The organism is Enterobacter sp. ECC-019 (genome assembly GCF_043974075.1).
Lineage (GTDB): Bacteria > Pseudomonadota > Gammaproteobacteria > Enterobacterales > Enterobacteriaceae > Enterobacter > Enterobacter asburiae_D.
The window spans coordinates 1,603,929-1,626,404 of the sequence record NZ_CP143759.1 but is presented as its reverse complement, the minus strand read 5'-3'; the positions used below and the strand labels follow the sequence as shown (position 1 = coordinate 1,626,404).

Sequence of the window (22,476 nt, the reverse complement as noted above, 5' to 3'; positions counted from 1 at the left end):
CCTTGTTGTTATGAGGGCAGTATTTCCGGCGCGGGAATTTTGATAAAGGAATAAAAATGAATCGCTCATAACGATTCGTTTTTAGATAAAAAGCGGGAAAGGATAGTGAATTTTGTGCGGTTGTTTCGCCGGGTGGCGCTGCGCTTACCCGGCCTACGGTGAGTGCAATTTGTAGGCCGGGTAAGGCGTAGCCGCCACCCGGCAAAGCACTCAGCGCTGCGCGTTCAGCTCAGCAATGTCTTTCGGCGTGGTCCGACAGCATCCGCCAATCAGCTTAGCCCCGGCAGCCAGCCACTGCGGCAGATACCCCGCCAGCGTCTCGCACGCTTCACCGTGGTGGTGCCAGGTTTTGGTTACCGCATCATAATGCTCGCCCGAGTTCGGATAGACCACCAGCGGCAGCGACGTCAGGCTTTGCAGATGCTTCAGCGCCGCCGTGGTGTTTTCCAGAGCGATACAGTTAATGCCCAGCGCGACAATGTGCGGAGAGTTTGCCAGCACGCTGACCACGTCACGCAGCGGCGTACCGTCGCTCAGGTGCTCGCTGTCGCGTAGGGTGAATGAGAACCACGCCCGGGCACGGGGATATTCAGACAGCAGCGCCGCCAGCGCCTTAATCTCTACAAACGAGGGCAGCGTTTCGCAGGCCAGCAGGTCAGCGCCCGCATCCAGCAGCGCTTCCAAGCGCGGGCGGTGGAAGGTGGTGAATTCTTCCGCACTGCGCACATAGTCGCCGCGATACTCTGAGCCATCCGCCAGATACGCGCCGTACGGCCCAACGGAGCCCGCCACCAGCAGCGTGCCCGCATGCGGGTTTTCAGCCAGATACGCTTCGCGCGCCTTACGCGCCAGCTCCACGCTTTTGCCGATCAGCGCGCGGGACTGCGCTTCGTCCAGGCCGCGCGCCGCAAACCCCGCGGGGGTGGCCTGATAGCTGGCGGTGATCGCCACCTGCGCACCTGCGCGGTAGTAATCAAGATGCACTTCGCGAATAAGTTCCGGGTTTTCCATCAGTACTTTGGCAGACCAGAGGCTGTCTGCCAGGTTACAGCCGCGCGCTTCCAGCTCCGTCGCCATCGCGCCATCCAGCACCACAAACGGCTGTTTTTCCAGGATGGCGGTAAGCGGGTTATTCTGCGACATGTTCAGGCTCCTGCGATGTCATATTTCGGGTCAGGTAGTACGCACCATAACACAGGGCGACAAACGGAAGCCCGCAATAAAGGGCAATGCGCTGGCTCGGATCAAACCACAGGCCGACACAGGCTACCACGCAGAGGATAAAACCGAGCACCGGTACCAGCGGATACCACGGCGCACGATACTGCAGCGCAGAGAGCGGCTGCCCGGACTGCAAATGGCGACGACGGAAAACGAAGTGCGACGCGCAGATGCTGATCCAGACCGCCACCACCGCAAAGCCTGAAATCGCCGAGAGCGCGACAAACACCGTATCCGGCGCCACGACGCTTGAGAACAGCGCCAGCACGCCGCCGAGCATAGAAACCGAGAGCGCCGCCAGCGGCACGCCGTTTTTGTTCACGCGGGCAAAGCAGCGCGGCAGCGTTTTCTCATTCGACAGCGACCACAGCATGCGCCCGGAGGCATACAAACCTGAGTTCGCCGCCGAGAGGATCGCCGTCAGGATCACGAAGTTAACGATATCAGCCGCGTAAGGAATACCGACCTTTTCAAACACCAGCACGAACGGGCTCTTTTCCACGCCCGCCTGCTGCATCGGGATCAGCGCCGCCAGCACAAATACGGTACCGATAAAGAAGATAATCAGGCGCGCAATGGTAGTACGGATAGCAACCGGAATCACCTTGTGCGGGTTTTCCGTTTCCCCCGCCGCGATGCCGATAAGCTCAGTGCCGGAGAAGGCAAAGTTCACCGCCACCATGGTCATCAGGATCGGCAGGCCGCCATGCGGGAACCAGCCTTCGGCGGTGATGTTGCTTAACCCCGGCGCGGGTGAACCGTCCTGCATCGGGATAAAGCCAAAGACCGCCGCCCCGCCAAGGATAATAAAGGCGATGATGGTGATGACTTTCACCAGGGAGAACCAGAATTCGCCTTCAGCAAAGAAGCGCGTCGAGATGACGTTCAGGCCAAAAATCACCACGCAGAAGACCACGCACCAGGCCCAGACAGGCACCTGCGGGAACCAGTACTGCATACAGAACCCTGCGGCGGTGAAGCTTGAACCAAGCGCCACCGTCCAGGTGAGCCAGTAGAGCCACGCCACGGTGTAGCCCGTCGCCGGGCCAAGGTAGCGCGCGGCATAGACGTGGAACGCGCCGGTTTCTGGCATCGCCACGGAAAGCTCGCCCAGACACTGCATCACCAGCCAGACCACCAGCGCACCTATCAGGTACGCCAGCAGCGTGCCCGCTGCCCCGGTCGTGGAAATGATGTATCCGGTATTGAAGAATAACCCTGTCCCAATCACGCCCCCCAGTGAGAGCATAATCAGGTGGCGTGTTTTCATGGTGCGCTTAAGCTGCCCATTTTCTTGTTGTGTTTGCATATTACCTTCTATACGTATGGACATCTAAACATCCAAAGAAGGTGTGTTATACCGCGATTGTTAATAAAAAGCTAGATGACCAGACGCAAACGGGCACGCCGCGCGCTGAGTCTGGGATGGGTGGTGAGGATCACATAGAGAATCGGACGCCAGGCCATAAGCACCTCCGCAGGCAGATACTTACAGCATGGTGCGAGAAGAGGCGATCTTCGGTCAGTCGAAAGTGGTATCTGTGAAGAGCAGATTCATACCGCAACACCGTCCTTAGTCCGGGTAAGGCGCAGCCACCACCCGGCCTAAGGGTTGGTAATTCTCACAATCAGTTCTATAGTCGACACAGTTTCTTAGTAACAGGACTGACTGATGCGCTTTAACGGACTGACCAAAGGTTTCTTTATCTTTATTCTTGCCCTTGTGACCTGGGCCTTCTTCGACGTGCTGTCGCCCTACTTCTCCGCGATACTGTGGGCCGCTATTCTGACCGTCATCTTTAACCCGGTAAAAAACAGGCTGCGCGCCGCGCTGGGGGATCGCAACGGGCTTGCCTCGCTGTTGACCATTGGCATTATCTGCCTGATCGTCTTTATCCCGTTGATGGTGATCCTCTCCTCGCTCGCCATTGAGCTGAACGTGGTTTATACGAAGCTCCAGGAGAATAACACCCAGTTTCCGGAAGTGGTGGCGAGCATCTTCAACCATCTGCCTGACTGGGCCAGCGGCTTCCTGGCGGATCACAACCTGACCAACGCGGCGCAGATCCAGAAAAAACTCTCTGATGTCGCCCTGCAGGGCGGACAGTATCTCGCCGGCAGCGCGTTTCTGATTGGCAAGGGAACGTTCGGCTTTGCGATTAGCTTCGGCATCATGCTTTATCTGCTGTTCTTCCTGCTGAAAGACGGCCCGTATCTGGTGCGCCAAATCCTCGACTCCCTGCCGCTGTCTGATTTCGCCAAGCAGCACCTGTTCGCCAAATTCGTCGGCGTATCGCGTGCCACGGTAAAAGGTACGGCGGCGGTGGCGGTGGTTCAGGGCATACTCGGCGGGATTGCGTTTGCGATTGCGGGTATTGACGGCAGCGTGCTCTGGGGCGCGCTGATGGCCTTCCTCTCGCTGGTGCCCGCCATCGGCTCGGCGATTGTCTGGGTGCCCGCCGCCATCTTCCTGTTCGCCACCCACCAGCTGTGGCAAGGGCTGTTTATTGTCGGCTTCTTCGTGATTATCGTCGGGCTGGTGGACAATATTCTGCGCCCGCTGCTGGTGGGGAAAGACACCAAAATGCCGGACTACCTGATTCTGATCTCCACCCTCGGCGGCATGGAGCTGTACGGCATTAACGGCTTTGTGATTGGGCCGCTCATTGCCGCGCTGTTTATCGCCTGCTGGAACCTCTTTTCAGGGCGCGATCACGAAGGTAACGCCGAAGAGCTGGACCCCGACTTCATCGAAGAAGGAAAAAATCCTCCAGAATTGTGAGGATGTGACGATATAGACCACACCAGGCGGCGCTGTGCCGCCTTTTTTTTCGCCTTAAATCAAACGTTTTCTATAATTTGAAAGAACGCCATCCTACTCATGTTGTAAAAGGATCATCAGGTGCGAATCGCGACGATAACAAACTGGGCCTATGGTGCCACGGTCTGCCTGACCATCGCCTCCGGCATCATCATGCTGATGGCGTCCAAAGCTGATACCCTCGAGCGCCAGGCCGTTGAACAACGGCAGAAATTTGATCAGCTCACGGAAGATATCGAAACCGATATCTGGGCGCAGTCCGATTTAGCACGGCTGTACGTCATAAAAAAAGAGCCTCAGGTTCTCAAGGAATATAACCAGGCAGAAAACAGCCTGAAGAGCATCGAGCTTCGACTGGAAAAGTTGCAGGATAACGGCGCATCGGATGAAGAACTGTCCCTGCTGCATGAAGGGATAAAGATCGTCGATGAACTGCAGGACGAACAGCAAACTGCACTCTCCAGCCTTGAGCGAGGAGACGACGCAGAAGCCGTCGCCCTGCTCTACGGTGCGCCCTATGAGCAAGAGCTGGAGCGCGCGCAGAACCAGATCGATCATTTCCGCCAGATACTCGACAAGCGCGTCATCGCCTCCGTTCAGGAGGCGACAAAAAAATCGAAAGCGCTGCGTACGGCCTCTGAGCTGATGGTCGGTCTAACCGCCCTGCTGTTCCTGTTTGTTCTCGGTTTTATATTAAAGCGCCGCGTGCTGCGCCCCGTGGTGCGCCTGAGCGACGTGGTACACCGCCTGGCGTCCCAGGATTACGCGGTTGAAACGCCCAATTTCAACCAGATTGATGAGATTGGCGATATGGCGCAGGCCATCCGCATCTTCCGTGAAAACGGCCTTGCGCGACAGCGTCTGGAAAGAGAGCGAGATGCCGACTGGGCCATCCGCGAGCTGCTGGCGCGCATGACACAGCGGCTGCAGGGGTGTGAGAACTTTAACGATGTGATTAACGTGGCGGAACTGTTTGCCCCCAATATCGCGCCGGGGATCGCGGGCCGGCTCTACATTCTTGACCGCGATCCGTGGCAGATGCGCAGCGTCGCGCAGTGGCTTTCACCCATCGGTAAAGAGACGACGTTCCACCCGGACGAGTGCTGGGCCGTGCGTCGCGGGCAGAGCCACCCGCCGGTAAACGGTGAGCCGGATATCGCCTGCTACCATCTTCCGGCCTCCCAGGCGGAAAGTTCCCTGTGCGTGCCGCTTATCGCCCAGGGCGAGGCCATTGGCCTGCTCTCTTTCCAGAACATCACGGCGGACAACGCCCCTTCCCGTGCGTATCTGGAACTGATGGCCGAAGCGCTCGGGCTGGCGCTGGCTAACCAACGCCTGCGCGACGCGTTGCTGGAAAAAGCCTTGTTCGACCCGCTCACCGGCCTGCGTAATCGTCATCATCTGGAAGATACTCTGCAAACCCAAACGGCACAGGCGATGCGCACCGGCGTGCCGTTAAGCTGCATGATGATCGATATTGACCACTTCAAGAGCATTAACGACCGCTTTGGTCATGAAGCGGGCGATCTGGTGATTAAAAGCGTGGCGTCAATTGTTCAGCGGGCCGCCCATGACAACGGACTGGCATTCCGCTACGGGGGCGAGGAGTTTCTGGTGCTGCTTTCCGGTGCCGATGAAGCAGGCGCATACGCCTGCGCGCAGAAGATTTACAACGGCGTGCATGAGCTGTCGCTTCGCTACGGGCTGACTGAGATTGGGCCGGTGGACGTGTCGATTGGCATTGCCAGCTACCCGCAACATGCCCAGACTGACAACCTGCTGCGCGCCGCGGATGTGGCCTTGTACCGGGCGAAAGAGCTGGGCCGCGCGCGGATTGTGAGTTTTGGGATGCTGGAGGCGGGTTAGCGGATTATCGCGCCAATGCCCTCCCTTGGTTCAGGAGCGCGTGATAGCCCAAAGCACCACGATCCCCAGTGCGTTACTCCGCTTTTCCACGTACAGGGTGGTATCAGCATAAAAATTACCCTGCGGGTTACAGACGCGGATCTCTTTTTTTAATTCCGGCTCGTAGACTTCCGCACCCGAGCAACTGTGGCGGGTACTGGATTCATACCTGTAAGGTTTGCTCCAGGCCGAATAGTCCCCATCCAGTAGCCAGGCCGTTGTAAAGACCAAAAACGTGGCAACCGGCAGGCTGCAAATGAAGAAGCCGAAGTAGATTTTTACCGCGTCAGCAAGGCGCTTTCCTTTCAGTCCCCCCTTTTTGATGAAATTAACCATCAGCACCAGGGCCAGCAGCAACGTTCCACAGGCAAGAAACTGCTCCCCGCGGATAGTAAGAAATGTCACGCGGTAAACGTTGACTGACCAGACCACAAAACCCGATATCAGTACTATCCCGCCCGCGATGAGTAGGCCCCAAAAGGAATAACGCTCTTTTTTCATGGTGGACACGTCCTTGTCATTCTTGCAGGGTCAGAAGGTCAATCATCGCCCGGGTAGCTGCCGACTGACGTCGGTGCGGTGCAAACAGTACGGAAAAAGGTCTCGTTCGTCCCCGGAGGTGGGGCAGCACCTCAACTAACTGGCCGCGCTCTATTCTGTCGCGGACGATAAATTCATAGCTTTGGCAGATCCCCATCCCCTGCTCCGCGAGCGAAACCACGCCGAGTACATCGTCTGATATTTCGATGGTTGAACCCGGCAACCAGTCAATATCGCGCCCTTCATCACGAAATACCCAAGGGGCGATACGCCCGGTGCGCGGCATGATAAATGGCAGGCACTGATGGCGCTGCAACTCCTCTAGCGTCTGAGGTTTCCCTCTACGATGCAGGTAGTCCGGGGAGGCGACCAGAAGCAATACCGCATCTTCCAGCTTACGCGCCACAAGCCCACTGTCAGGCAACTGTCCCAGACGGATCGCCAGATCGAACCCTTCTGCGATCAGGTCAACGTTGCGATTAGTAATGTTCAATTCAACCTGAACGCGCGGATATTGTTGGCTAAAGCGTGCCAGCAGCGACGGCAGGCGGTAGTGGCCATAGGTGGTCGGGACACTCAGTCGCACGCGGCCGGTCAGATCGCCCTCCTGACCCCGTCCATCGCGTTCGGCGTCATCAAGCAGAGAAAACGCTGAGCGCGCCTGCTCAAGATAGACGCGCCCGGCTTCAGTCGGCCCCACCCGGCGGGTCGTGCGCTGTAACAGCTGCCTTCCAAGACGCGCTTCCAGGCGGGTGACCGCGCGGCTCAATACAGAAGGAGTGGTTGAAAGGGCAACAGCTGCGGCAGTAAAAGAGCCGTGTTCAACAACAGCAATGAAGACTTCCACGTCTCCGAGGTAATCGAATTTCCGGCTCATTTTGCTCTCTCTGGAACAAATCTTTTTCAATTTGGCTAATTTATCTCCCGTTGGGCGATGAGTAAAGTGACCTGCATTCATCATCTGAACGTGCTACTGGAGCCTGTCAATGTTCAACCACCCCCTTACTTTGCCCGCCATCGCTATGGCGGCGCTGTTCTCTTTCCCGAGTGTTGTCAACGCGGCGAACCACGCGCCTCTGGAGCGCTGGCGAAGCTACGCCGGTGTGAGCTGGGATACCCCTCGAGACGGACAGATACCTGCGACGTTTTCCGGTTCGGTCAATGCCCCTATTGCGGGTATCCACTTTGATGCAAAGGGCCGGGCCTTTGTCAGCACGCCCCGGCTGGTTTCAGCTGCGGCTCCCGCGACACTGAGCATTCTGGATACGACGGTGCAATCCGGCCCTGCCCGCCTGACGGCATTTCCGTCCCGCGAGGGGAATGCGGTGAATTCCGCTCCCGAACAGAACCTGCGCAACGTACTCGGCTTTTATGTTGATCGTAAAAACGGCTGGCTATGGGCGCTGGATATGGGGTTTGTTGCAGGGGAAACGGAATCTCCCGTGGGATCGCAAAAACTGGTCGTGCTGGATCTTAACTCTGGCCGAACCATTAAACGTATCGCCCTGGATAGCGTAGCGGACCGCAAGGCCAGTTTCCTTAACGATGTGGTTGTCGATGAGAACCGCCGTGTCGCCTATATCTCCGACAGCGGCTCGCGGAGTGCACCGGAAAACCGTGTAGGGGTTATTGTCGTGGACTTCGCCACCGGCAAGGCCCGGCGCGTGCTCGATCGTCACCCTGCACTGCAAATTGAGCCAGGCGTCAACGTCATCTCACACGGGGCTGAAGTATGGCCGGGTAAACCATTACTGATTGGAATCAATGGCATTGCACTTTCTCCCGATGCGGGCACGCTGTACTGGACGGTGACAACCGGCACCCGCGCGTATGCGGTACCAACCGCGATATTGAGGCAGCCAGCTTCAACCGATGCGCAAATCGCCGAACAGATCCGCGATCTGGGTACAGTGGGAGGCAATACCGACGGTATTGTGACAGATGAAAAAGGTAACCTCTACATTACCGATGTCACACGCAATGGTATCGTCAGATACGATCCTAAGACCCTTTCCATGTCACTGATTGCGGCAAGCGAAGACGTCCACTGGCCAGACACGCCGGCAATCCGTCCGAATGGGGATCTGATATTTACCTCGAGTAGCCTCAATGACCACTTCGCGGGAGCCGTTAAATCCGGAGAGGAACGCTATGATTTATGGCGCTTGCCTCTCAGAGCTTCAAAGGATTAGTCGCGCGTTACCTCAGTAATCAACATCGACAACCCATTCATGTAGTGACTTTTTTTAGCCTGCTCACGGTATTTGGTTGGGGAGAGTCCATATTGATTCGAGAACGCTCTGCTGAACGTTGACGGCTCCTCGTAGCCTAACATCGTGAATATATCTGAAACCGAGAGCTGCGTATGTCTGAGCATATGCGCGGCTTTTTCAAGTTTCCGGCTTCGAATATAGAGACCTATACTTATGCCACACTCCTGGCGAAAGTTTATTTACAAGAAGGCCGCTGGCAAAGTCATCCCATGACAATTTGGAATACCCCCCTAATAATAGAGTGAATGACAGCAGCTTCTTTATATTTGCCAACAGCGAACAGGACAACCAGAACACGTTAACGCATACCCTTTAACAATTACCGGGAAATATCGGACCGAAGGAAATAAAAAAGTAAAAGTTTCCCAATGGAAGATGCGTCAAAAAACCAGTCAATTATTCAGACATAGATTGAAACCGTAAACTGACGATCTCATCGATAATATCTCCCCCCCCTTCTCTTCATTATTTACATTTTCTGCCATCGCATAAGAAAAAACTCAGCCCGTAGGCGGTCACCTTTTTAGCGCGTTTGATGGCCTGGGCAAAACGGCAGGATAGTATTCGTCCATTCAGACACAGCGTAGCCTATGCCTCCTTGTTAAAGATGAGCGAATTTTGCACAGCCAGACAGTACCGGAAGCGTCACTTCCGCCAGGGCTAAACCCGCTAAGGGCTGACACTGAGCGTTTGCATGCTCGTCGTTTTCATCATCGGTAAAATCAGTGGTATGAGATAATAACAATCAATAAAAGCGATCGTTTTTTAAACACAAGAGAGCTTATGCAAGCAGCTTTAGCTTTTCTCAAAAATTTGAGCGTCCTTCGACTGCCAAACCCCCTGGCATCACCACAACCTAACCAACTGATTTTATTGAGTTTATGGCAATAAAATCTATAAAAGGCCTTGCTACTCAACAAAATATATAAACTAGTGTGATATCTAAATTATAATTCTTATACTTCTGTTAAAAAGTGGAGGCCAAAATGCGATTAACCCTACTGCTGTTATGCTGTCTGGTACAAAGTGTAACCTGGGCTGGCGATCTGCCAAAACCAGTTGGTAAACCCATTTTAACGATTTACGGTAATATAGAAAATACGAATGAAAATGGAAAAGCAGTGTTTGATCTCGCCAGCCTTGAAAAACTGGGCATGGTGAGTTTCGAGACTACATCCCCCTGGTATAATGGACGTACTAAGTTTGAGGGTGTTCCCATGAACAAACTCATGGATTATGTAGGTGCGAAGGGTACTAACGTTAATGTCATTGCGCTCAATGATTACTCTACCGTGATCCCTCTCAGTGATTTCAAAAAATACAACGCCATACTTGCCTTAAAGGTCAATGGCGAATATATGCGCATCCGCGATAAAGGTCCATCATTCATTGTATACCCCTATGACAGTCTTCCTGAGTTGAATAATCAGATTTATTACTCGCGATCAGCATGGCAGGTTAGCAAAATGAAGATTGAGTAGCAGTTCAGGAGAACATAATGAACAGGATACTGGTTGGTATCATTTTTTCTCTTTTTATCACGACAGGATATATTGCATTTCTTGTTTACGATCGACAGCAGGAATTGCAAAAACTGACTCAATACACTGAGTCCTGGTCCGTGGCACAACTGGTATCAGAGTATTACCGTTTTGAATCATGGCTTGGTCTATACGCAACCGATACCGATGACGTTACGATAGACCAGGTCCGCATGCGTCTCGAAATTATGCTCAGCCAGGGCGATTTAATGAAGGGGGGAGATTTAGGTCGCTATATTAACAGCGATAAAGCGCATCAGGAGCTCGCTTTGCGCTTAGAGCAAATACTGACCTATCTGGATAGCCATCTTGAAAAAATGAGCCACCCAGAGTTGCAGTCGTATCTGACAAATATGCATGTTCTCGATGCACCGCTGAGCCAGCTCTCTGCAACGGCATTAACGAAAGATATTAATACGGTTAATGAATCCAACCATAAAATACAGATCCTTTACTATATTTACTCCGCACTTTCATTACTCCTGGTGATATTAAGCTTTATTCTTGGTTTCTTAATGATCTACCAGAATAAAAACATTCTCAAAGCGCACATGCAGGTTAAAAGCCTTGCTGACGAACTTCAGAAATCAAAAGAAACGCTGCAAATTCAGAACTCGAAGCTGGAATATGATGTTTATCATGATTCCCTCACCGGCATGAAAAACCGCCTTTTCTTCTGGGACGATCTCAACAAAATTAATCTTCAGGCAGATAAAAACCACATCCCCGTCACGGTGATGTTATTTGATTTAGACCGGTTCAAAGAGGTCAACGATACCTATGGCCATGATACCGGCGATTTACTGTTGAATCAGGTATCCAGACGGCTCACCTCAATGAGCAGCGCCACGGATACATTTTACCGTTTGGGCGGAGACGAGTTCGCCCTTCTGTCCAGTGGCCTCACCGAAACAGCAGCCGTTTCGCGCGCCAAAGAAATCAGCGAACATATCAGCCAGCCCTATACGATTAATAACCAGCTGATAAAAATCGCCACCTGTGTGGGTATCGTTTTATCTGATAATGAGCGGCGCTCTGATTATCTTTATAAATTTGCCGATCTGGCGCTCTACGAAGCCAAAAAAGAGGGTTCACAGCAGATAAAGGTCTTCCGTCAATGGATGCTGCAAAAGTTGCAGGAAAGCAGAACCCTTGAACATGATATGGCACTGGCGATCGATAACCATGAATTCGTTGTTTATTACCAGCCTATTGTCGATTCATTCAGCAATGAAATTTACGGCTATGAAGCGCTTATTCGCTGGATACACCCGGTGAAGGGGATACTGTCACCTGATTACTTTATTTCTGTCGCTGAAAAAACGGGGATGATCAATCAGATCGGCAAAAATGTGCTTGAGCTTGCCTGCCGGGAAGCGGTTTCCTGGGCCGTTCCGGCAAGGATCTCTGTGAACGTCTCACCCGTTCAGCTGGGCACGAAATCGTTTACGACGATGGTACAGTCCATCCTGAAGGAGACAGGACTTCCGGCCAGCCGACTTGAGTTAGAAGTTACGGAGTCTTCGCTCTTCAGTGACAGCAATACGCCCCTCACTATTCTCAAAAAGCTCAGAACGCTGGGTGTAAAAATTTCTATCGATGATTTCGGAACGGGTTATTCGTCGCTCTCACGACTGAGTGAACTGAATTTTGATAAAATTAAAATCGACAAATCCTTTGTTAACCCGATATCCACGCAGGATGACGCCCTTAATATCGTTAAATTGATTACCGGTATGGCGAAGAGCCTCAATATGCGGGTCATTGCGGAAGGTGTTGAAACCGAAGCGCAGCTTGAACGTCTTCAGGCGCTTGGCTGCGATCTCGTGCAGGGATACCTGTTCGGAAAACCACAGGCTGAGATTGACAGGAAGATTAGATACGGTTGAAATGGTTGCGTGGCTTTTCATGGCCCAAAACCCTTTAGTCGATTGATAATCAAAGGTTAAACAATGAAAAAAATAGCCCCGGACTCTACGCCTGTTGATTTATCTCGTTGGCCAAGGAAAGAGCATTTTGAGGTATTCCAGTCATTTGCTGAGTGTACAATTAACCAAACGGTTCTGATCGACATTACCGCGCTGCGAAAACATATCAAAGAGGTCGGCTGGAAGTTTTACCCTACGATTATTTTCCTCCTCTCAAAAATCATGAACCGGCATCCGGAATTCCGTATGGCCATGAAGGACAATGAGCTTGTCATATGGAATGAAATCCATCCAAGCTATACCATTTTTCATCCTGAAACAGAGACTTTTTCGTCATTGTGGAGCCACTACGACGGCAATATTCAGCACTTCCAGAATACGTATGCAGAAGATGTTGCCCGCTATGGCAATAACCTTTCTTACTGGCCAAAGGAAGAGTCACGGGAAAATATCTTTTTCGTATCGTCTATTCCCTGGGTAACGTTTACGAACTTTACGATGAACATTGCGCACATGAAGAACTTCTTTTCTCCTATGTTCACGTTTGGAAAATACTACGAGCAGGATGGAAAAGTGTTGTTACCTATGGCGGTGCAGGTCCATCACTCGGTGTGCGATGGTTTCCATGTGGCAAGGATGTTTAATGAGTTGCAGGAGATGTGTGATGGGTTACCAAACCAATCTGGGGAAGTTAATGGTTAATTCACCAGATGTCTCATTGAAATGGAAATTTGAGGAACGTTATAAAAAATGATGCAATAACAGGGGGCGAACCAAGTCGGTATAATCCAATACTTTGTAGGTATTTGAGTACTCGGCCGTCTCCCCTGGACCAATTTTATTCAGCACCAGACCGTTGTCGAGTGTGATCACGTCCCGTTTATTCACGCTGGTAGCCATCTATATGCCGATTGCTGCGTGACGTCGAGACATTCGGAGTTGGAGATATTACTGCACCCGACACCTTCGATGATATCAGGAAAGGTCTCGACACCGACACGCTAATTTTAAAAGATTAAGTATCGGGTCGGCAATATCAATTGGCCTGATACTTACTTGTATCAATCTTTAATAATTCAACATTATATCTATTTATTTCCTTCCGCCCCGGCAAAAGTATCCAGAACATCAAAGCCATAAATAAACAAGATAACATCAGAACAACCCCAAGCATCATATAACCCGCCCCCTTATTCAATAATGATAACGGAAACACAAAGCCAAATAAAATATAAAAAATGGCTGCAATCTTAGTGTAAAAGCGATAACGTTTATATTTTCCTTTGTAACGTATAAAGAACCTGTCATATTTATATTGTATGTGCGGCGCTAAATGCCCCCATCGCCATGATGGCATATTCAGTTCGGAATATGTCCTAACATAAAGAACCAAACGTCTGACTCCCTGGTTTGTTACCCCCAGAATACTTTTCTTAACATCCCTTTTAATTTCTGATTTCATAAAATCCATTTCTAGTGGGTCAATATATTCAGAATAATTTTCAGTGATGTGTGAAAATCTTGTTGCTTTTGGTAAAAACCAACTCACATCTTTAAATAATTTATACACACCAACAGCTGCTGTTATAGTTGTAATAATGAGCCCAACAAATGCGAGAGTATCTTTTATTTCCATTCACCGAATCCTCCTAATAAATATCAGGACCAATATACTATGGCACGACAAGAAAACCTATTGAGAAATGCCCATCATGAATCGCCACGGGTTTAACAGACATCTCAGAGCCATTTAAAATGGCTTAAAGATAGGCGCACATGAGCAGTAAGCGTCACCCTAAAGAGTTTAAAATTCAAGCAGTCAAACTGGTTGTTGATCGTCGCCTTTATGTTTCCAGTGTTGCTACACTTCTCGATATCACTACCCACAGTCTGTATGCATAGATAAAGAAATACGGGCCGAACTCTTCCAACAACAAAGAGCAGTCAGATACTCATGCCGAGATACGCCAACTCCAGAAGGAGCATAAGCGGGTTACTCACGAACGGGACAAATCAAACAGTTCTGGCTGGAGTCTGGTTGCGTTTATGATTATCGCAAGATCTATCTCGACCTGCGAGATAGCGGGTAACAATGCAGGATTAACCGAGTCGGGCGTCTGATGAAGCGTGCCGGGATAAAGACTCAAGTCGAATATCGAAGCTCACGAACGCGTAAAGGTGAAGACAGTATCGTGCCCCCCAACAGACTCCAGCCGCAATTCAACCCCGAAGCACCGGATGAACGTTGGGTAACGGACAAAACTTACATCCGAACCCACGAAGGCTGGCTGTATCTGACCATAGTTGTTGACCTGTTCTCACGCAAAGTATCGGCTGGTCAATGCAATCCATGATGACAAAAGATATTGTCCTGAATGCGCTTCTAATGGCAACGTGGCGACATAACCCCCAAAAGGTACGCTGCGCCACTATTGATGAGAGCCTCTGCCAGGAACGCAGCCCAAACGGCTGGTTCTTTTCCGGGGCATCGATTCCTCTGAGACGAACCCGCATGAGTCGGTTGTCAGGTTCTGCGTTTCCCCTTTCAGACCGGAGGCATCCCCGGTAATTTACTGACGGCACCGAAAACTAACGCTATGGTAAATCACCGGCTTTTAACAAGACGATTGCATGGTCAAGCTGCTTGTAGAGTTTATGTCTCAAATCGTCTAACTCGTCATTTTCCCGAATTAGAGGTATTCCATTTTTATGGAGAACAATATCGTTAAATGATCCCATCCCGCCGTAGAGTTTTTTCAAGGAGTAAATGGATGACTCACAATCAACATCGAGCTCGATGGCTAGTTTTTCGAATGTTTTTGCCCATGAATCCTCATCATTTGAGGAGAGAATTTTGATGATATCAGTTACCGTTTTCTTTATTTCATTTTTCATTTCAAACCACCACTTTCAAGTATCTTAACGCCAGGTATTTTCCACGGGGTAGGTATTACAACTTGCTCAGAGCCACCGGAATAAATGTCTGTTTGATAACCTACTTCTCCAACATATACTTTCGTTCCGGCGGGTATTTGGATCTTATGATAGCTATTAAGAGGCGATTCTCCTCCATTAGGCCATTTAGGTAGCAGAGCCTTATCTATCCTGGTCTGGAGCACTCCCTGAGGTTGTTCATATCCAAAAAACTGACCTAATGGTCGGCCCTCAAGGCCACCTCTGTAGAAACTCGTATCTGTTGATAGCGTGATCTCTTTATAAGTACCACTGGAGAAGGTTTCAGCCAGCTCTTTAGGTAATGGTCCGGGTTTTATCATTGAGTATTCACCCTCGACTTTTCCCAGAACATGGAGATTGCTAAGCTCGCTCGCCGCCCCCAGTCTCCCCAGACCAAGACCCGCAGCAACAGAAGTACCAGCGATAATCAGCCCTTTATTGTCCATAACCTGATCGTAACCCGCCGGTGCATCACCGCCGAGCTGCTGCGCGGTCTGATGGAATCCCTCGATATTGCCGTTATAGATCCCGCCCGCGGCCAGCAGCCTACCTGCAGTTTTGCTGTTGATGGTTTTTGCGGCCTGGGCGTGTTGGGCCGGTGCCACATGGCGGACCTGATATCCCGGTCGTTTCAACTGCAGGGACAGAATGTATCGGAGTCGGGTTTGAAGGAACAGAGGCAGGTCATTGCGAAGGTCACCGGATGTTGTCAGCACGCCCGAAATGGCATGGCCGGTGATGTCTTTTCTCAGCAGGACGAGCTTCCCGGATTTGATGTCGTCCAGCGTGTCACGGTATGCCATCCACGGATGTTGCCAGTGGTACGCTTGATAACGGCTGACAAACCGGGTGTAGCCCTGCGGTAAATTCCACTCCTGAATGATGCGGTTTGGCCGTGCAGTATCTGCGAGGTCTCCTGCCGCTGTATCCGGGTGAATAATGTGAGGAATGTCCTCAAGGTAGATGTCATCCAGTGACATTGCCTGGCTGTGATGAAGCATGGTGCCCCTTTTACGCTGCCGTTATGTACCACATTATTGCTCATTCCGGACACCTGGCAAAGACACTAATATAGCAGGTCAAGGCCGGTTGTGTGGCTGTAAGCAACGGGTTCTGCACGCTGAGAAGAAAGCACACTGCTTGCGGAAGATGACAGACCGCCCACATTAGCGCCCCATCCGAACGCAATTGATGGCGAAGATCTGTCGGTTGTTGAACCACGGACCACGCAGGCCGAACAAGCATACCGCGAACAACTTGCATGTAGCGGCCGGAGCCTGCAAACGCTGCGTGAGAATATCGACGTGAAAAAGAGGGAAATAAATCAGGCTGCCGGGCGATATATTCGCTCGCATGAGGAGGTGCAGTGCATCGGCATATTGTTTGAAGGCATGTTTACAAGAATCCATTCACGAACAGAAACATATATACATTCCGTTGCGGATTCTACTGGATGATTACGGACGTTTAGGTAGGCTGAAATGGTGCGATAATAGGAACACAACACACCACATATACCCCTTGATAAATATAACTATTTTCTTGTTTCATCTTTATAAATGCCCCCTTTTGTGCCCCCGCCTTGTTTTTCATGCGACTCGATGAGACTTTCATCGAGTCGTTAATCTCATCAAATTCTTCACGTATCGTGGAAATCTTCGCAGATCTCCATCCCCTCACAGCCGTGATCGGCTAAGAACAATATTACTTACCTCCCTGTAAGAACACCGGCTCATCAGCCCGCACGCTTTCCTGGCTTGAAGAATGTCTGTCGCAGTCAAATATGGTGCTTGTACCTGAGAGGTAAATCCATTGCGATCGATACGAACTAACTCATATTTCTCTACCAGAAAGTTAACGGCATTAGCCAGAGTGATACCGGCATCGATATGCTCCTTTATAACGGTTTCATCACTAAAAGGTGTGTCGCTTAGCATCAGACCATAGTGCTGTTCAAGCAGACGAGTAAGTAACATTTGCCAGATAGTCACGGGCGTCAGGCATGGCTTCGCCGCCCGCATATTTGTTGCAGGTAGAAATTTCATTTTTTCTCTCGTGAAAATAATTAACGTTGAGTAGGATAAACGGCGATGTATACGTAGCCACAACTACCAAGCGTATCGGCTTCACAGGTGAGTCCGTTGTGGTAAAGCATGACGCTGTGTTGATAGCGGGGATTGAGCTCGCCACTGATGAGCATTAGTTCCAGTTGTTTGAGTATTAATGGAAATGCCTGGTCGAGGCTCAACGCATCCTCGTCGCTGAAAGCACCATTAAACCCGGCGCGGTCAGCGAGAAAATGCACCCGGCGGCCCTCCTGTACCAGACGAGCTCCAAAACAGGGTGTAATAGCGCGTTTAAGTCCCCACGCCTGGCTGGCGGGATTCTCCGGCTTGGTACCGGAGTCTGAGTGAATGCTCATTATTGTTCCTGGTTAAAGGGAAGGATTAATTGAGAGTGACGCTTCGAAGAATGACATAGGGACCATTGCGGTCCTGACGACGTTCAGCAAACACGGCCAGAACGCCGCGTATGTCCTCCACCTCGCGGCCAGCATAATGGCAGATACTACCTGACCATTTATATTTGCCCGTACTGAAGCGAAACAGTCGGGAGCCAGGATGTTGCCGGTACAGGGTCATTGCCTGGCGTTTGCTGATGATTTTCATATCCAGCCTCGCTCCGCAAACGACACAATGCCATCCTGACCGACAACCAGATGATCGAGCGTTTTCACATCAACCAGGCCCAGCACCTCCTTCAGTTTGTCAGTCATATGGCGATCGGCTTTGCTGGGCTCCGGATCGCCGGATGGATGGTTATGCGCCAGTACGACAGCTGCAGCATTGAAGCGAAGCGCTGACTTCACTACCTCTCGAAGATGGACCTGGACATGGTTAACTGAACCTGCAAACAGCGTTTCGCTCTCCAGTAAACGATGCTGATTATCGAGATAGAGCACCATAAACACCTCCCGCTCCTGTCTGGCCAGTTGTAACCGGAGCCAGTCACGGGCTGCAGTGCTCGAGGTAAAGGCTATACCGGGCTGACGCAGATATTTATCCAGCAAGTTGATAGCGAGGCGGATGGTCCGTTGGGCATAGGGGGTTAATCCGGATGTTGCGGGGAGCAGGCAATCATGTTGAGCCATAACCGCCAACGGAAAGAGTTCAGGCTGAGATGACAGCGGGGATAATGCGGTATTCATGTTCGGTATCCCTCAGTCGATGAGATGCATAATGGCGCTGCATTCCGGATGGTTCAGCGCGTAGTCGCGTAAGCGATAATAGTGCTCAGTCATCGCGTCACACTCGGTGCGGCAAGCGTGGTGGCTGTATGCCATCAGGCAGGCGACTATCCCTGCCGCTTCTCCAGTAAGTTCCGCGCCGTTGCCATTCATCGGGTTGAACAACGTCCATTTCTCACCGTCAGGCTCCGGAGCCATAAATGCGCCGCTATTGTTGAGTGTGTAAAAGCTCCAGACGCCGCCGCTGTAATCAGCGCACAGGCGATCCATCCAACCGAAGATTTGGGGCTCAAGGGTTATCCATTGTGGGATGGAGCCAAAGTGCTGCGGCCAGAAGCCGATGCGTAGCTCGTCAGGGACCACCGAGGCAGTAATTGCTGCCTGCTCAGCGAACTCAGGGTTGTGTGTATCCATTAAACTATCTCCTTATGCCGGAACGGTTGTTTAACGCCCGAAAAACGCGAGCATGTTTTCTGCCATAACCCACAGGGCGCGGTTGAGTTTCACATCGCCGTCAATGCCAGTAACAGCACGGGTGCGGCTGCTTTTCCCCTGAGCGGTACGCCCCGATAATCCCCCTTTCATCAGATTTTCCTGCACGCGCTGGTATACGGTCCACAGGTCATCGCTGTAGTCCTCCCGGCGACGTGGGGTCAGCAACTGCGATACCGTGACCGGCTGGTGGTCTTCACCAAAGCGATACTTCAGCGCGGCATTCGCCAGGGCGTTACGGGCTGGTTCTGGCAGTGCCAGTGAGTGCATTGCATCGCGCTTCTCCTCCACCCGGTCAAACACACCGAGCACTTCGTAAGCCCCTTCAATCACCTTCTCAACAACATTCCCTTTATGTGGTACCCGCACTTCGCCAAATGACTGTCCGCAGACCAGACCGTTGGTACAGACGCCACGAAACAGTCCCGGAAGCATCTGATAGCTCGAGGTGCCGTCATGACTGTTGAGCAAAATGATTTCCGGTACCTGATGCCCGGTCAGTTGACTGGCACGACGCAGGCGAAGCATGTGTTTGGTGTGCTCCCGCTTGCTCAGGTCACGGACCTTCGTCTGGCAGGCAAAGAACGGCTCAAAGCCTTCACGCTGCAGGCTTTCGAGGATGGTGATGGTCGGGATGTAGGTATAACGGTCTGAACGAGATTCATGTTTGTCACTCCCGAACACGCTGGGAACATGACTCATCAGCTCTTCGTGGGTCAGAGGCCGGTCACGGCGTATCTGGTTTATACGGCCAAAGCGGCTGGCTAATCGCATGGGTAACTCCTTATGCAGTGGGTAAAAAGACAAAAGGCCACACTTCCCGAAGGAGGTGTGGCCTGACTTTGTTTATATCGGTGATGTGCTGGTGGTGGTTATGCAGGAAATTTGCGGATGCCATAACGAGTGATATACCGGTTCAGCCAGTAACCGGCATCCGGCTCAAAGTTCCAGGCTCGCCAGACCATGCAACGCTCATGACGGATAACCAGACGGAAATGTGTCCCCAAGTCGTCCTCTATAGCAACGTTGGAATATTGAGACGCAACCGCCTCTGCCTGCTGGCGAGTAAACGGTCCATCAGGCAATTCAGTGAGTTCAGTCATACAGGCTCCCTAAAATAAAAAGCCCCTGTGGCATTAGCGACAGGGGCTGAATCAAACAGATGGCGAATCGGCTAAGATGCCTTACCACCGACAACCGTGACTTGTACAGGTCGGTAGTACTGCGGGTCGAAAACGGAAAGTGGCAGGTCAATCTGGTAACCATTACGCTCTTCTGTTGCCTTCATGATTTCGACGGAGCTAACGTTTTCCACGCATTCGTTCTCCAGCGAGGTTTCCTGAGAGCGAGTGGCATCGCTGTCGCCAAATGCAGCCACTGCCATATTCCCCATGGCCAGCGTGTTCCCCCCTTTATCTTTCAGACGCAGGGAAAGTGTCAAAGGCCCGAATCCTTCACCACTTCCGCCGTTATCCAGACGAAACTGCCAGACGCAGACATTGCCCGGCACCCAGACCATGTCTGTGTTGCGGATACTGATGTAACGCTGTTCTTCGGCTTGAGCCGGTGAAAGCAGACAAAGGCTCAGAGCGAAAACTGAGATAACGCCTTTCAGCTTCTTCATGGATTTTTCTCCTGATTCTCCGGCAGATAGAGTTTCCCCATTTCTTTGCCATCGTGCGAATACACCACCGATTTTTCACCCGTGTAGCTGTCGGTTTCAATCCGGAAGCTCAGGGTGATATTGTCCGCAAGACACAGGGCAGCCATCAGTGGCTGCACCGTTTTCTGCTGCATATCCGCAATGTAGTAATAATTGCCTGACTCACAGCCTTCCGGCGACAGGTTGGTTTTCATCACCGTATATTGCGTTGTGCCGAAAGCATCCTTCTTTACCCATTCCTGGGCAATATCGGATTTATGCGAGACAACCTTGCTGAACGGTGGCGGAGTCAGGTCCTTAAAACTGGCTATCGTTTTCACACCCGCATCTTCCTTGCGGTCGCAGCCAGAAACCCCCATGGCGCCGATAACCAACAAAGCGGTGAGAACAGGTCGATACAATTTCTTCATGGTGCAGATTCCTTATTAATCGTCCGTTCCTTTGCTTTAGCAATTACCGGTGCGTCGGCACAACTCTGCCAGACTCTGTTGGGCTACCCACTGCTGCAGTTTCTGCTCTGAGGCAGAACGCTTCGCCGCCAGGGCAGCCTGCTGCTGTTTGTTGACACAGTTTTCCGGGAATGCAGCAAGTACCTGGTTGCTGTGAGGTTCATCAGCCACCTCCAGTTGATACTGGGTGTCGATGATAGTGAAGTAACACCCTTTCCCCTGGTCTTCGCCCTGATAGACCGATGTCAGGTCGGAGTAATAACCACTGGCAGGTTTCAGATTCAGCTTGCGCACGATATGCGTTTTCTTGTCGGCGAGAAAATAAGCACCACCACCACGCTGACGCAGCAGGAATTGCCTGGTCCAGGGATAATTGCCAATGACACTGGCCTGATAGAGCGTATTGTTTAGCGTGTCGTTATCCATGCCATCGGCCGATTTCCAGCCATCCGCCTGCATGTACTGCCAGAATTTGACGGTACCCACGACAGTTTCGGCAGACGCCGGAAAGACAGCGCCAGTGCAGAGACTGACGGCCAGCGCCGTTGTAGTCAGTAATTTCTTCATCATGATTCCTTATGAGGTAAAAGACCGTCGCCTGTTCTGGCGAGCAGTGAGTGAAAAACGTGAAAATGGGGAAGGGCTCTGAGAAATTCCGGTTCGGCGAGAACGTTGCGAATCTGAAGGTCGGGCACGAACAGTTCCGGGTGCAAGGTAACCGCATGGATATCGTTCAGCGGAAACACTGCCACGCGATGATGATGCTCTCCAGTCAGATACCAATGCCCGCCGCAGAGTACGAGGCGGTATGGTGCAAGCCCTGAGCAACGACAACCTTCAGCCAGCAGCGTCACGCGACGATGCTCTGATATAGCCCTGACAAGGCGTGTAAATATGCCTGGCCTGGGCGGCGACAATGACTCAGATTCTGCCCATATGAGGCACGGAGACTCACCGGGCCCACTCAGCAGTGAGCTGACCATGTGGTTATCCATGTCAGGAAACAAGGCCTCCACACCTGACTGACGAGCAAAAGTCAGCACCGCCAGTTCGCGCTGATGGCTACCTGAAAGCAGACGACAGGTGCCGTCGCGATATTCCAGGTCCAGGTACATCAGTCGCTCACGAAAATCCCGGCGGAGGGTACGGAGCGATACACCAAACTCTGCGGCAAGAAGGCCCATATCCAGTGTTTCGCCAGCAACAAGGCGGCTGATAATGAGGGACAGCCGAACCGCCAGCCGCTCATGGCGACGCTCAGTCTGGGACATTAGATTTTCTCCATCCCGTTAACAGGCTGAAAATTAAGTGATTAGTGTAACGAAGGGGTCGGACAGGGTATGGACATGGGAAGGCGTATTTTTTCAGTGCGAGGATTACAGCTGTAATGCGCCTTTACGCGTTGAAGGTGCATTGATCGCTCATTAATTAAGCACAGAAA

25 protein-coding genes and 2 pseudogenes are annotated in these 22,476 nt (G+C 51.7%); 8 read left to right on the top strand and 19 right to left on the bottom strand.

Going from position 1 to position 22,476, the window contains the following annotated elements; genetic code table 11:
- Positions 1 to 210 precede the first annotated feature (210 nt).
- Positions 211 to 1,143: a homocysteine S-methyltransferase gene (gene mmuM, locus V1566_RS07585; protein WP_395305496.1), complete on the bottom strand. Its 933-nt coding sequence runs from the start codon at positions 1,141 to 1,143 to the stop codon at positions 211 to 213.
- Positions 1,130 to 2,530, bottom strand: a complete 1,401-nt coding sequence (gene mmuP, locus V1566_RS07580) for an S-methylmethionine permease (protein ID WP_395305495.1) — start codon at positions 2,528 to 2,530, stop codon at positions 1,130 to 1,132. The genes mmuM and mmuP overlap by 14 nt, the downstream gene beginning before the upstream one ends.
- 363 nt (positions 2,531 to 2,893) lie before the next feature.
- Here mmuP and V1566_RS07575 point away from each other — a divergent pair, with 363 nt between their 5' ends.
- Both V1566_RS07575 and V1566_RS07570 read left to right on the top strand, forming a co-directional pair.
- The gene (locus V1566_RS07575; RefSeq protein WP_159515581.1) at positions 2,894 to 4,003 is read left to right on the top strand and encodes an AI-2E family transporter; all 1,110 of its coding nucleotides are present in this window, start codon (positions 2,894 to 2,896) and stop codon (positions 4,001 to 4,003) included.
- A gap of 120 nt (positions 4,004 to 4,123) precedes the next feature.
- Positions 4,124 to 5,908, top strand: coding sequence for a diguanylate cyclase (locus V1566_RS07570; protein ID WP_395305494.1), 1,785 nt, complete (start codon positions 4,124 to 4,126; stop codon positions 5,906 to 5,908).
- A 30-nt stretch (positions 5,909 to 5,938) separates the two neighbouring features.
- Here V1566_RS07570 and V1566_RS07565 read toward each other — a convergent pair whose 3' ends face one another.
- Complete coding sequence (locus V1566_RS07565; RefSeq protein WP_395305493.1) at positions 5,939 to 6,448, bottom strand: hypothetical protein; 510 nt, start codon at positions 6,446 to 6,448, stop codon at positions 5,939 to 5,941.
- Between the two features lie 16 nt (positions 6,449 to 6,464).
- A complete protein-coding gene (locus V1566_RS07560; RefSeq protein ID WP_395305492.1) occupies positions 6,465 to 7,364 on the bottom strand; it encodes a LysR family transcriptional regulator in 900 nt (299 codons plus the stop codon).
- A 109-nt stretch (positions 7,365 to 7,473) separates the two neighbouring features.
- On the opposite strand from V1566_RS07560, the gene V1566_RS07555 reads away from it, so the two are divergent.
- Positions 7,474 to 8,679: an L-dopachrome tautomerase-related protein gene (locus V1566_RS07555; RefSeq protein ID WP_395305491.1), complete on the top strand. Its 1,206-nt coding sequence runs from the start codon at positions 7,474 to 7,476 to the stop codon at positions 8,677 to 8,679.
- Here the strand turns inward: V1566_RS07555 and V1566_RS07550 are convergent.
- On the bottom strand, positions 8,676 to 8,939 hold the full coding sequence (locus V1566_RS07550; protein WP_332982801.1) for a helix-turn-helix transcriptional regulator: 264 nt from the start codon (positions 8,937 to 8,939) through the stop codon (positions 8,676 to 8,678). The genes V1566_RS07555 and V1566_RS07550 overlap by 4 nt on opposite strands.
- 807 nt (positions 8,940 to 9,746) lie before the next feature.
- On the opposite strand from V1566_RS07550, the gene V1566_RS07545 reads away from it, so the two are divergent.
- From V1566_RS07545 to catA, 3 genes are all read left to right on the top strand, one after another.
- Positions 9,747 to 10,241 (top strand): molybdopterin-dependent oxidoreductase, encoded by a 495-nt coding sequence (locus V1566_RS07545; protein ID WP_121425627.1) that lies wholly within the window; start codon positions 9,747 to 9,749, stop codon positions 10,239 to 10,241.
- Positions 10,242 to 10,258: 17 nt separating this feature from the next.
- Positions 10,259 to 12,190 carry an EAL domain-containing protein gene (locus V1566_RS07540; protein WP_395305490.1) on the top strand — a complete coding sequence of 644 codons (1,932 nt, stop codon included), beginning with the start codon at positions 10,259 to 10,261 and terminating at the stop codon, positions 12,188 to 12,190.
- A gap of 63 nt (positions 12,191 to 12,253) precedes the next feature.
- On the top strand, positions 12,254 to 12,931 hold the full coding sequence (gene catA, locus V1566_RS07535; protein WP_395305489.1) for a type A chloramphenicol O-acetyltransferase: 678 nt from the start codon (positions 12,254 to 12,256) through the stop codon (positions 12,929 to 12,931).
- A gap of 334 nt (positions 12,932 to 13,265) precedes the next feature.
- Here the strand turns inward: catA and V1566_RS07530 are convergent, their stop codons facing one another.
- Entirely contained in the window at positions 13,266 to 13,865 is a 600-nt protein-coding gene (locus V1566_RS07530) for a hypothetical protein (protein WP_395305488.1), read from the bottom strand.
- Between the two features lie 140 nt (positions 13,866 to 14,005).
- On the opposite strand from V1566_RS07530, the pseudogene V1566_RS07525 reads away from it, so the two are divergent.
- Positions 14,006 to 14,642, top strand: a pseudogene (locus V1566_RS07525) (DDE-type integrase/transposase/recombinase); the annotation flags it as partial.
- A gap of 182 nt (positions 14,643 to 14,824) precedes the next feature.
- Here V1566_RS07525 and V1566_RS07520 read toward each other — a convergent pair.
- Together V1566_RS07520 and V1566_RS07515 are read right to left on the bottom strand one after the other, a co-directional pair.
- Positions 14,825 to 15,124 (bottom strand): DUF6966 domain-containing protein, encoded by a 300-nt coding sequence (locus V1566_RS07520; RefSeq protein ID WP_025912594.1) that lies wholly within the window; start codon positions 15,122 to 15,124, stop codon positions 14,825 to 14,827.
- Entirely contained in the window at positions 15,121 to 16,185 is a 1,065-nt protein-coding gene (locus V1566_RS07515; RefSeq protein WP_395305487.1) for a hypothetical protein, read from the bottom strand. The genes V1566_RS07520 and V1566_RS07515 overlap by 4 nt, the downstream gene beginning before the upstream one ends.
- A gap of 231 nt (positions 16,186 to 16,416) precedes the next feature.
- Between V1566_RS07515 and V1566_RS07510 the strand changes: the two are divergent.
- Positions 16,417 to 16,563: pseudogene (locus V1566_RS07510) on the top strand (phage polarity suppression protein); the annotation flags it as partial.
- Positions 16,564 to 16,860: 297 nt separating this feature from the next.
- Here the strand turns inward: V1566_RS07510 and V1566_RS07505 are convergent.
- From V1566_RS07505 to V1566_RS07455, 11 genes are all read right to left on the bottom strand, one after another.
- On the bottom strand, positions 16,861 to 17,229 hold the full coding sequence (locus V1566_RS07505) for a TA system toxin CbtA family protein (protein WP_395305486.1): 369 nt from the start codon (positions 17,227 to 17,229) through the stop codon (positions 16,861 to 16,863).
- Positions 17,230 to 17,249: 20 nt separating this feature from the next.
- On the bottom strand, positions 17,250 to 17,606 hold the full coding sequence (locus tag V1566_RS07500) for a type IV toxin-antitoxin system YeeU family antitoxin (protein ID WP_395305485.1): 357 nt from the start codon (positions 17,604 to 17,606) through the stop codon (positions 17,250 to 17,252).
- Positions 17,607 to 17,631: 25 nt separating this feature from the next.
- Entirely contained in the window at positions 17,632 to 17,853 is a 222-nt protein-coding gene (locus V1566_RS07495; protein WP_012543032.1) for a DUF987 domain-containing protein, read from the bottom strand.
- Entirely contained in the window at positions 17,850 to 18,392 is a 543-nt protein-coding gene (gene radC, locus V1566_RS07490; protein WP_395305484.1) for a DNA repair protein RadC, read from the bottom strand. The genes V1566_RS07495 and radC overlap by 4 nt, the downstream gene beginning before the upstream one ends.
- 12 nt (positions 18,393 to 18,404) lie before the next feature.
- Complete coding sequence (locus tag V1566_RS07485; protein ID WP_395305483.1) at positions 18,405 to 18,845, bottom strand: antirestriction protein; 441 nt, start codon at positions 18,843 to 18,845, stop codon at positions 18,405 to 18,407.
- Between the two features lie 30 nt (positions 18,846 to 18,875).
- Positions 18,876 to 19,697 carry a DUF932 domain-containing protein gene (locus V1566_RS07480; RefSeq protein ID WP_395305482.1) on the bottom strand — a complete coding sequence of 274 codons (822 nt, stop codon included), beginning with the start codon at positions 19,695 to 19,697 and terminating at the stop codon, positions 18,876 to 18,878.
- Between the two features lie 98 nt (positions 19,698 to 19,795).
- Positions 19,796 to 20,026 carry a DUF905 domain-containing protein gene (locus V1566_RS07475; RefSeq protein WP_395305481.1) on the bottom strand — a complete coding sequence of 77 codons (231 nt, stop codon included), beginning with the start codon at positions 20,024 to 20,026 and terminating at the stop codon, positions 19,796 to 19,798.
- A gap of 71 nt (positions 20,027 to 20,097) precedes the next feature.
- The gene (locus V1566_RS07470) at positions 20,098 to 20,547 is read right to left on the bottom strand and encodes an IrmA family protein (protein WP_395305480.1); all 450 of its coding nucleotides are present in this window, start codon (positions 20,545 to 20,547) and stop codon (positions 20,098 to 20,100) included.
- Entirely contained in the window at positions 20,544 to 20,996 is a 453-nt protein-coding gene (locus tag V1566_RS07465) for a YfjS/YafY family lipoprotein (RefSeq protein ID WP_395305479.1), read from the bottom strand. The genes V1566_RS07470 and V1566_RS07465 overlap by 4 nt, the downstream gene beginning before the upstream one ends.
- Before the next feature lie 36 nt (positions 20,997 to 21,032).
- Positions 21,033 to 21,602, bottom strand: coding sequence for a hypothetical protein (locus V1566_RS07460; protein WP_395305965.1), 570 nt, complete (start codon positions 21,600 to 21,602; stop codon positions 21,033 to 21,035).
- Positions 21,602 to 22,306 (bottom strand): YafY family protein, encoded by a 705-nt coding sequence (locus tag V1566_RS07455; RefSeq protein WP_286451516.1) that lies wholly within the window; start codon positions 22,304 to 22,306, stop codon positions 21,602 to 21,604. Before V1566_RS07455 ends, V1566_RS07460 begins: the two co-directional genes overlap by 1 nt.
- Positions 22,307 to 22,476 lie beyond the last annotated feature (170 nt).

Bases quoted from the DNA above. Each gene is read 5' to 3' on its own strand.
- mmuM (WP_395305496.1), bottom strand. From the start codon at position 1,143: ATGTCGCAGAATAACCCGCTTACCGCCATCCTGGAAAAACAGCCGTTT.
- mmuP (WP_395305495.1), bottom strand. From the start codon at position 2,530: ATGCAAACACAACAAGAAAATGGGCAGCTTAAGCGCACCATGAAAACA.
- V1566_RS07575 (WP_159515581.1), top strand. From the start codon at position 2,894: ATGCGCTTTAACGGACTGACCAAAGGTTTCTTTATCTTTATTCTTGCC.
- V1566_RS07565 (WP_395305493.1), bottom strand. From the start codon at position 6,448: ATGAAAAAAGAGCGTTATTCCTTTTGGGGCCTACTCATCGCGGGCGGG.
- V1566_RS07560 (WP_395305492.1), bottom strand. From the start codon at position 7,364: ATGAGCCGGAAATTCGATTACCTCGGAGACGTGGAAGTCTTCATTGCT.
- V1566_RS07555 (WP_395305491.1), top strand. From the start codon at position 7,474: ATGTTCAACCACCCCCTTACTTTGCCCGCCATCGCTATGGCGGCGCTG.
- V1566_RS07545 (WP_121425627.1), top strand. From the start codon at position 9,747: ATGCGATTAACCCTACTGCTGTTATGCTGTCTGGTACAAAGTGTAACC.
- V1566_RS07540 (WP_395305490.1), top strand. From the start codon at position 10,259: ATGAACAGGATACTGGTTGGTATCATTTTTTCTCTTTTTATCACGACA.
- catA (WP_395305489.1), top strand. From the start codon at position 12,254: ATGAAAAAAATAGCCCCGGACTCTACGCCTGTTGATTTATCTCGTTGG.
- V1566_RS07530 (WP_395305488.1), bottom strand. From the start codon at position 13,865: ATGGAAATAAAAGATACTCTCGCATTTGTTGGGCTCATTATTACAACT.
- V1566_RS07520 (WP_025912594.1), bottom strand. From the start codon at position 15,124: ATGAAAAATGAAATAAAGAAAACGGTAACTGATATCATCAAAATTCTC.
- V1566_RS07515 (WP_395305487.1), bottom strand. From the start codon at position 16,185: ATGCTTCATCACAGCCAGGCAATGTCACTGGATGACATCTACCTTGAG.
- V1566_RS07505 (WP_395305486.1), bottom strand. From the start codon at position 17,229: ATGAAATTTCTACCTGCAACAAATATGCGGGCGGCGAAGCCATGCCTG.
- V1566_RS07500 (WP_395305485.1), bottom strand. From the start codon at position 17,606: ATGAGCATTCACTCAGACTCCGGTACCAAGCCGGAGAATCCCGCCAGC.
- V1566_RS07495 (WP_012543032.1), bottom strand. From the start codon at position 17,853: ATGAAAATCATCAGCAAACGCCAGGCAATGACCCTGTACCGGCAACAT.
- radC (WP_395305484.1), bottom strand. From the start codon at position 18,392: ATGAATACCGCATTATCCCCGCTGTCATCTCAGCCTGAACTCTTTCCG.
- V1566_RS07485 (WP_395305483.1), bottom strand. From the start codon at position 18,845: ATGGATACACACAACCCTGAGTTCGCTGAGCAGGCAGCAATTACTGCC.
- V1566_RS07480 (WP_395305482.1), bottom strand. From the start codon at position 19,697: ATGCGATTAGCCAGCCGCTTTGGCCGTATAAACCAGATACGCCGTGAC.
- V1566_RS07475 (WP_395305481.1), bottom strand. From the start codon at position 20,026: ATGACTGAACTCACTGAATTGCCTGATGGACCGTTTACTCGCCAGCAG.
- V1566_RS07470 (WP_395305480.1), bottom strand. From the start codon at position 20,547: ATGAAGAAGCTGAAAGGCGTTATCTCAGTTTTCGCTCTGAGCCTTTGT.
- V1566_RS07465 (WP_395305479.1), bottom strand. From the start codon at position 20,996: ATGAAGAAATTGTATCGACCTGTTCTCACCGCTTTGTTGGTTATCGGC.
- V1566_RS07460 (WP_395305965.1), bottom strand. From the start codon at position 21,602: ATGAAGAAATTACTGACTACAACGGCGCTGGCCGTCAGTCTCTGCACT.
- V1566_RS07455 (WP_286451516.1), bottom strand. From the start codon at position 22,306: ATGTCCCAGACTGAGCGTCGCCATGAGCGGCTGGCGGTTCGGCTGTCC.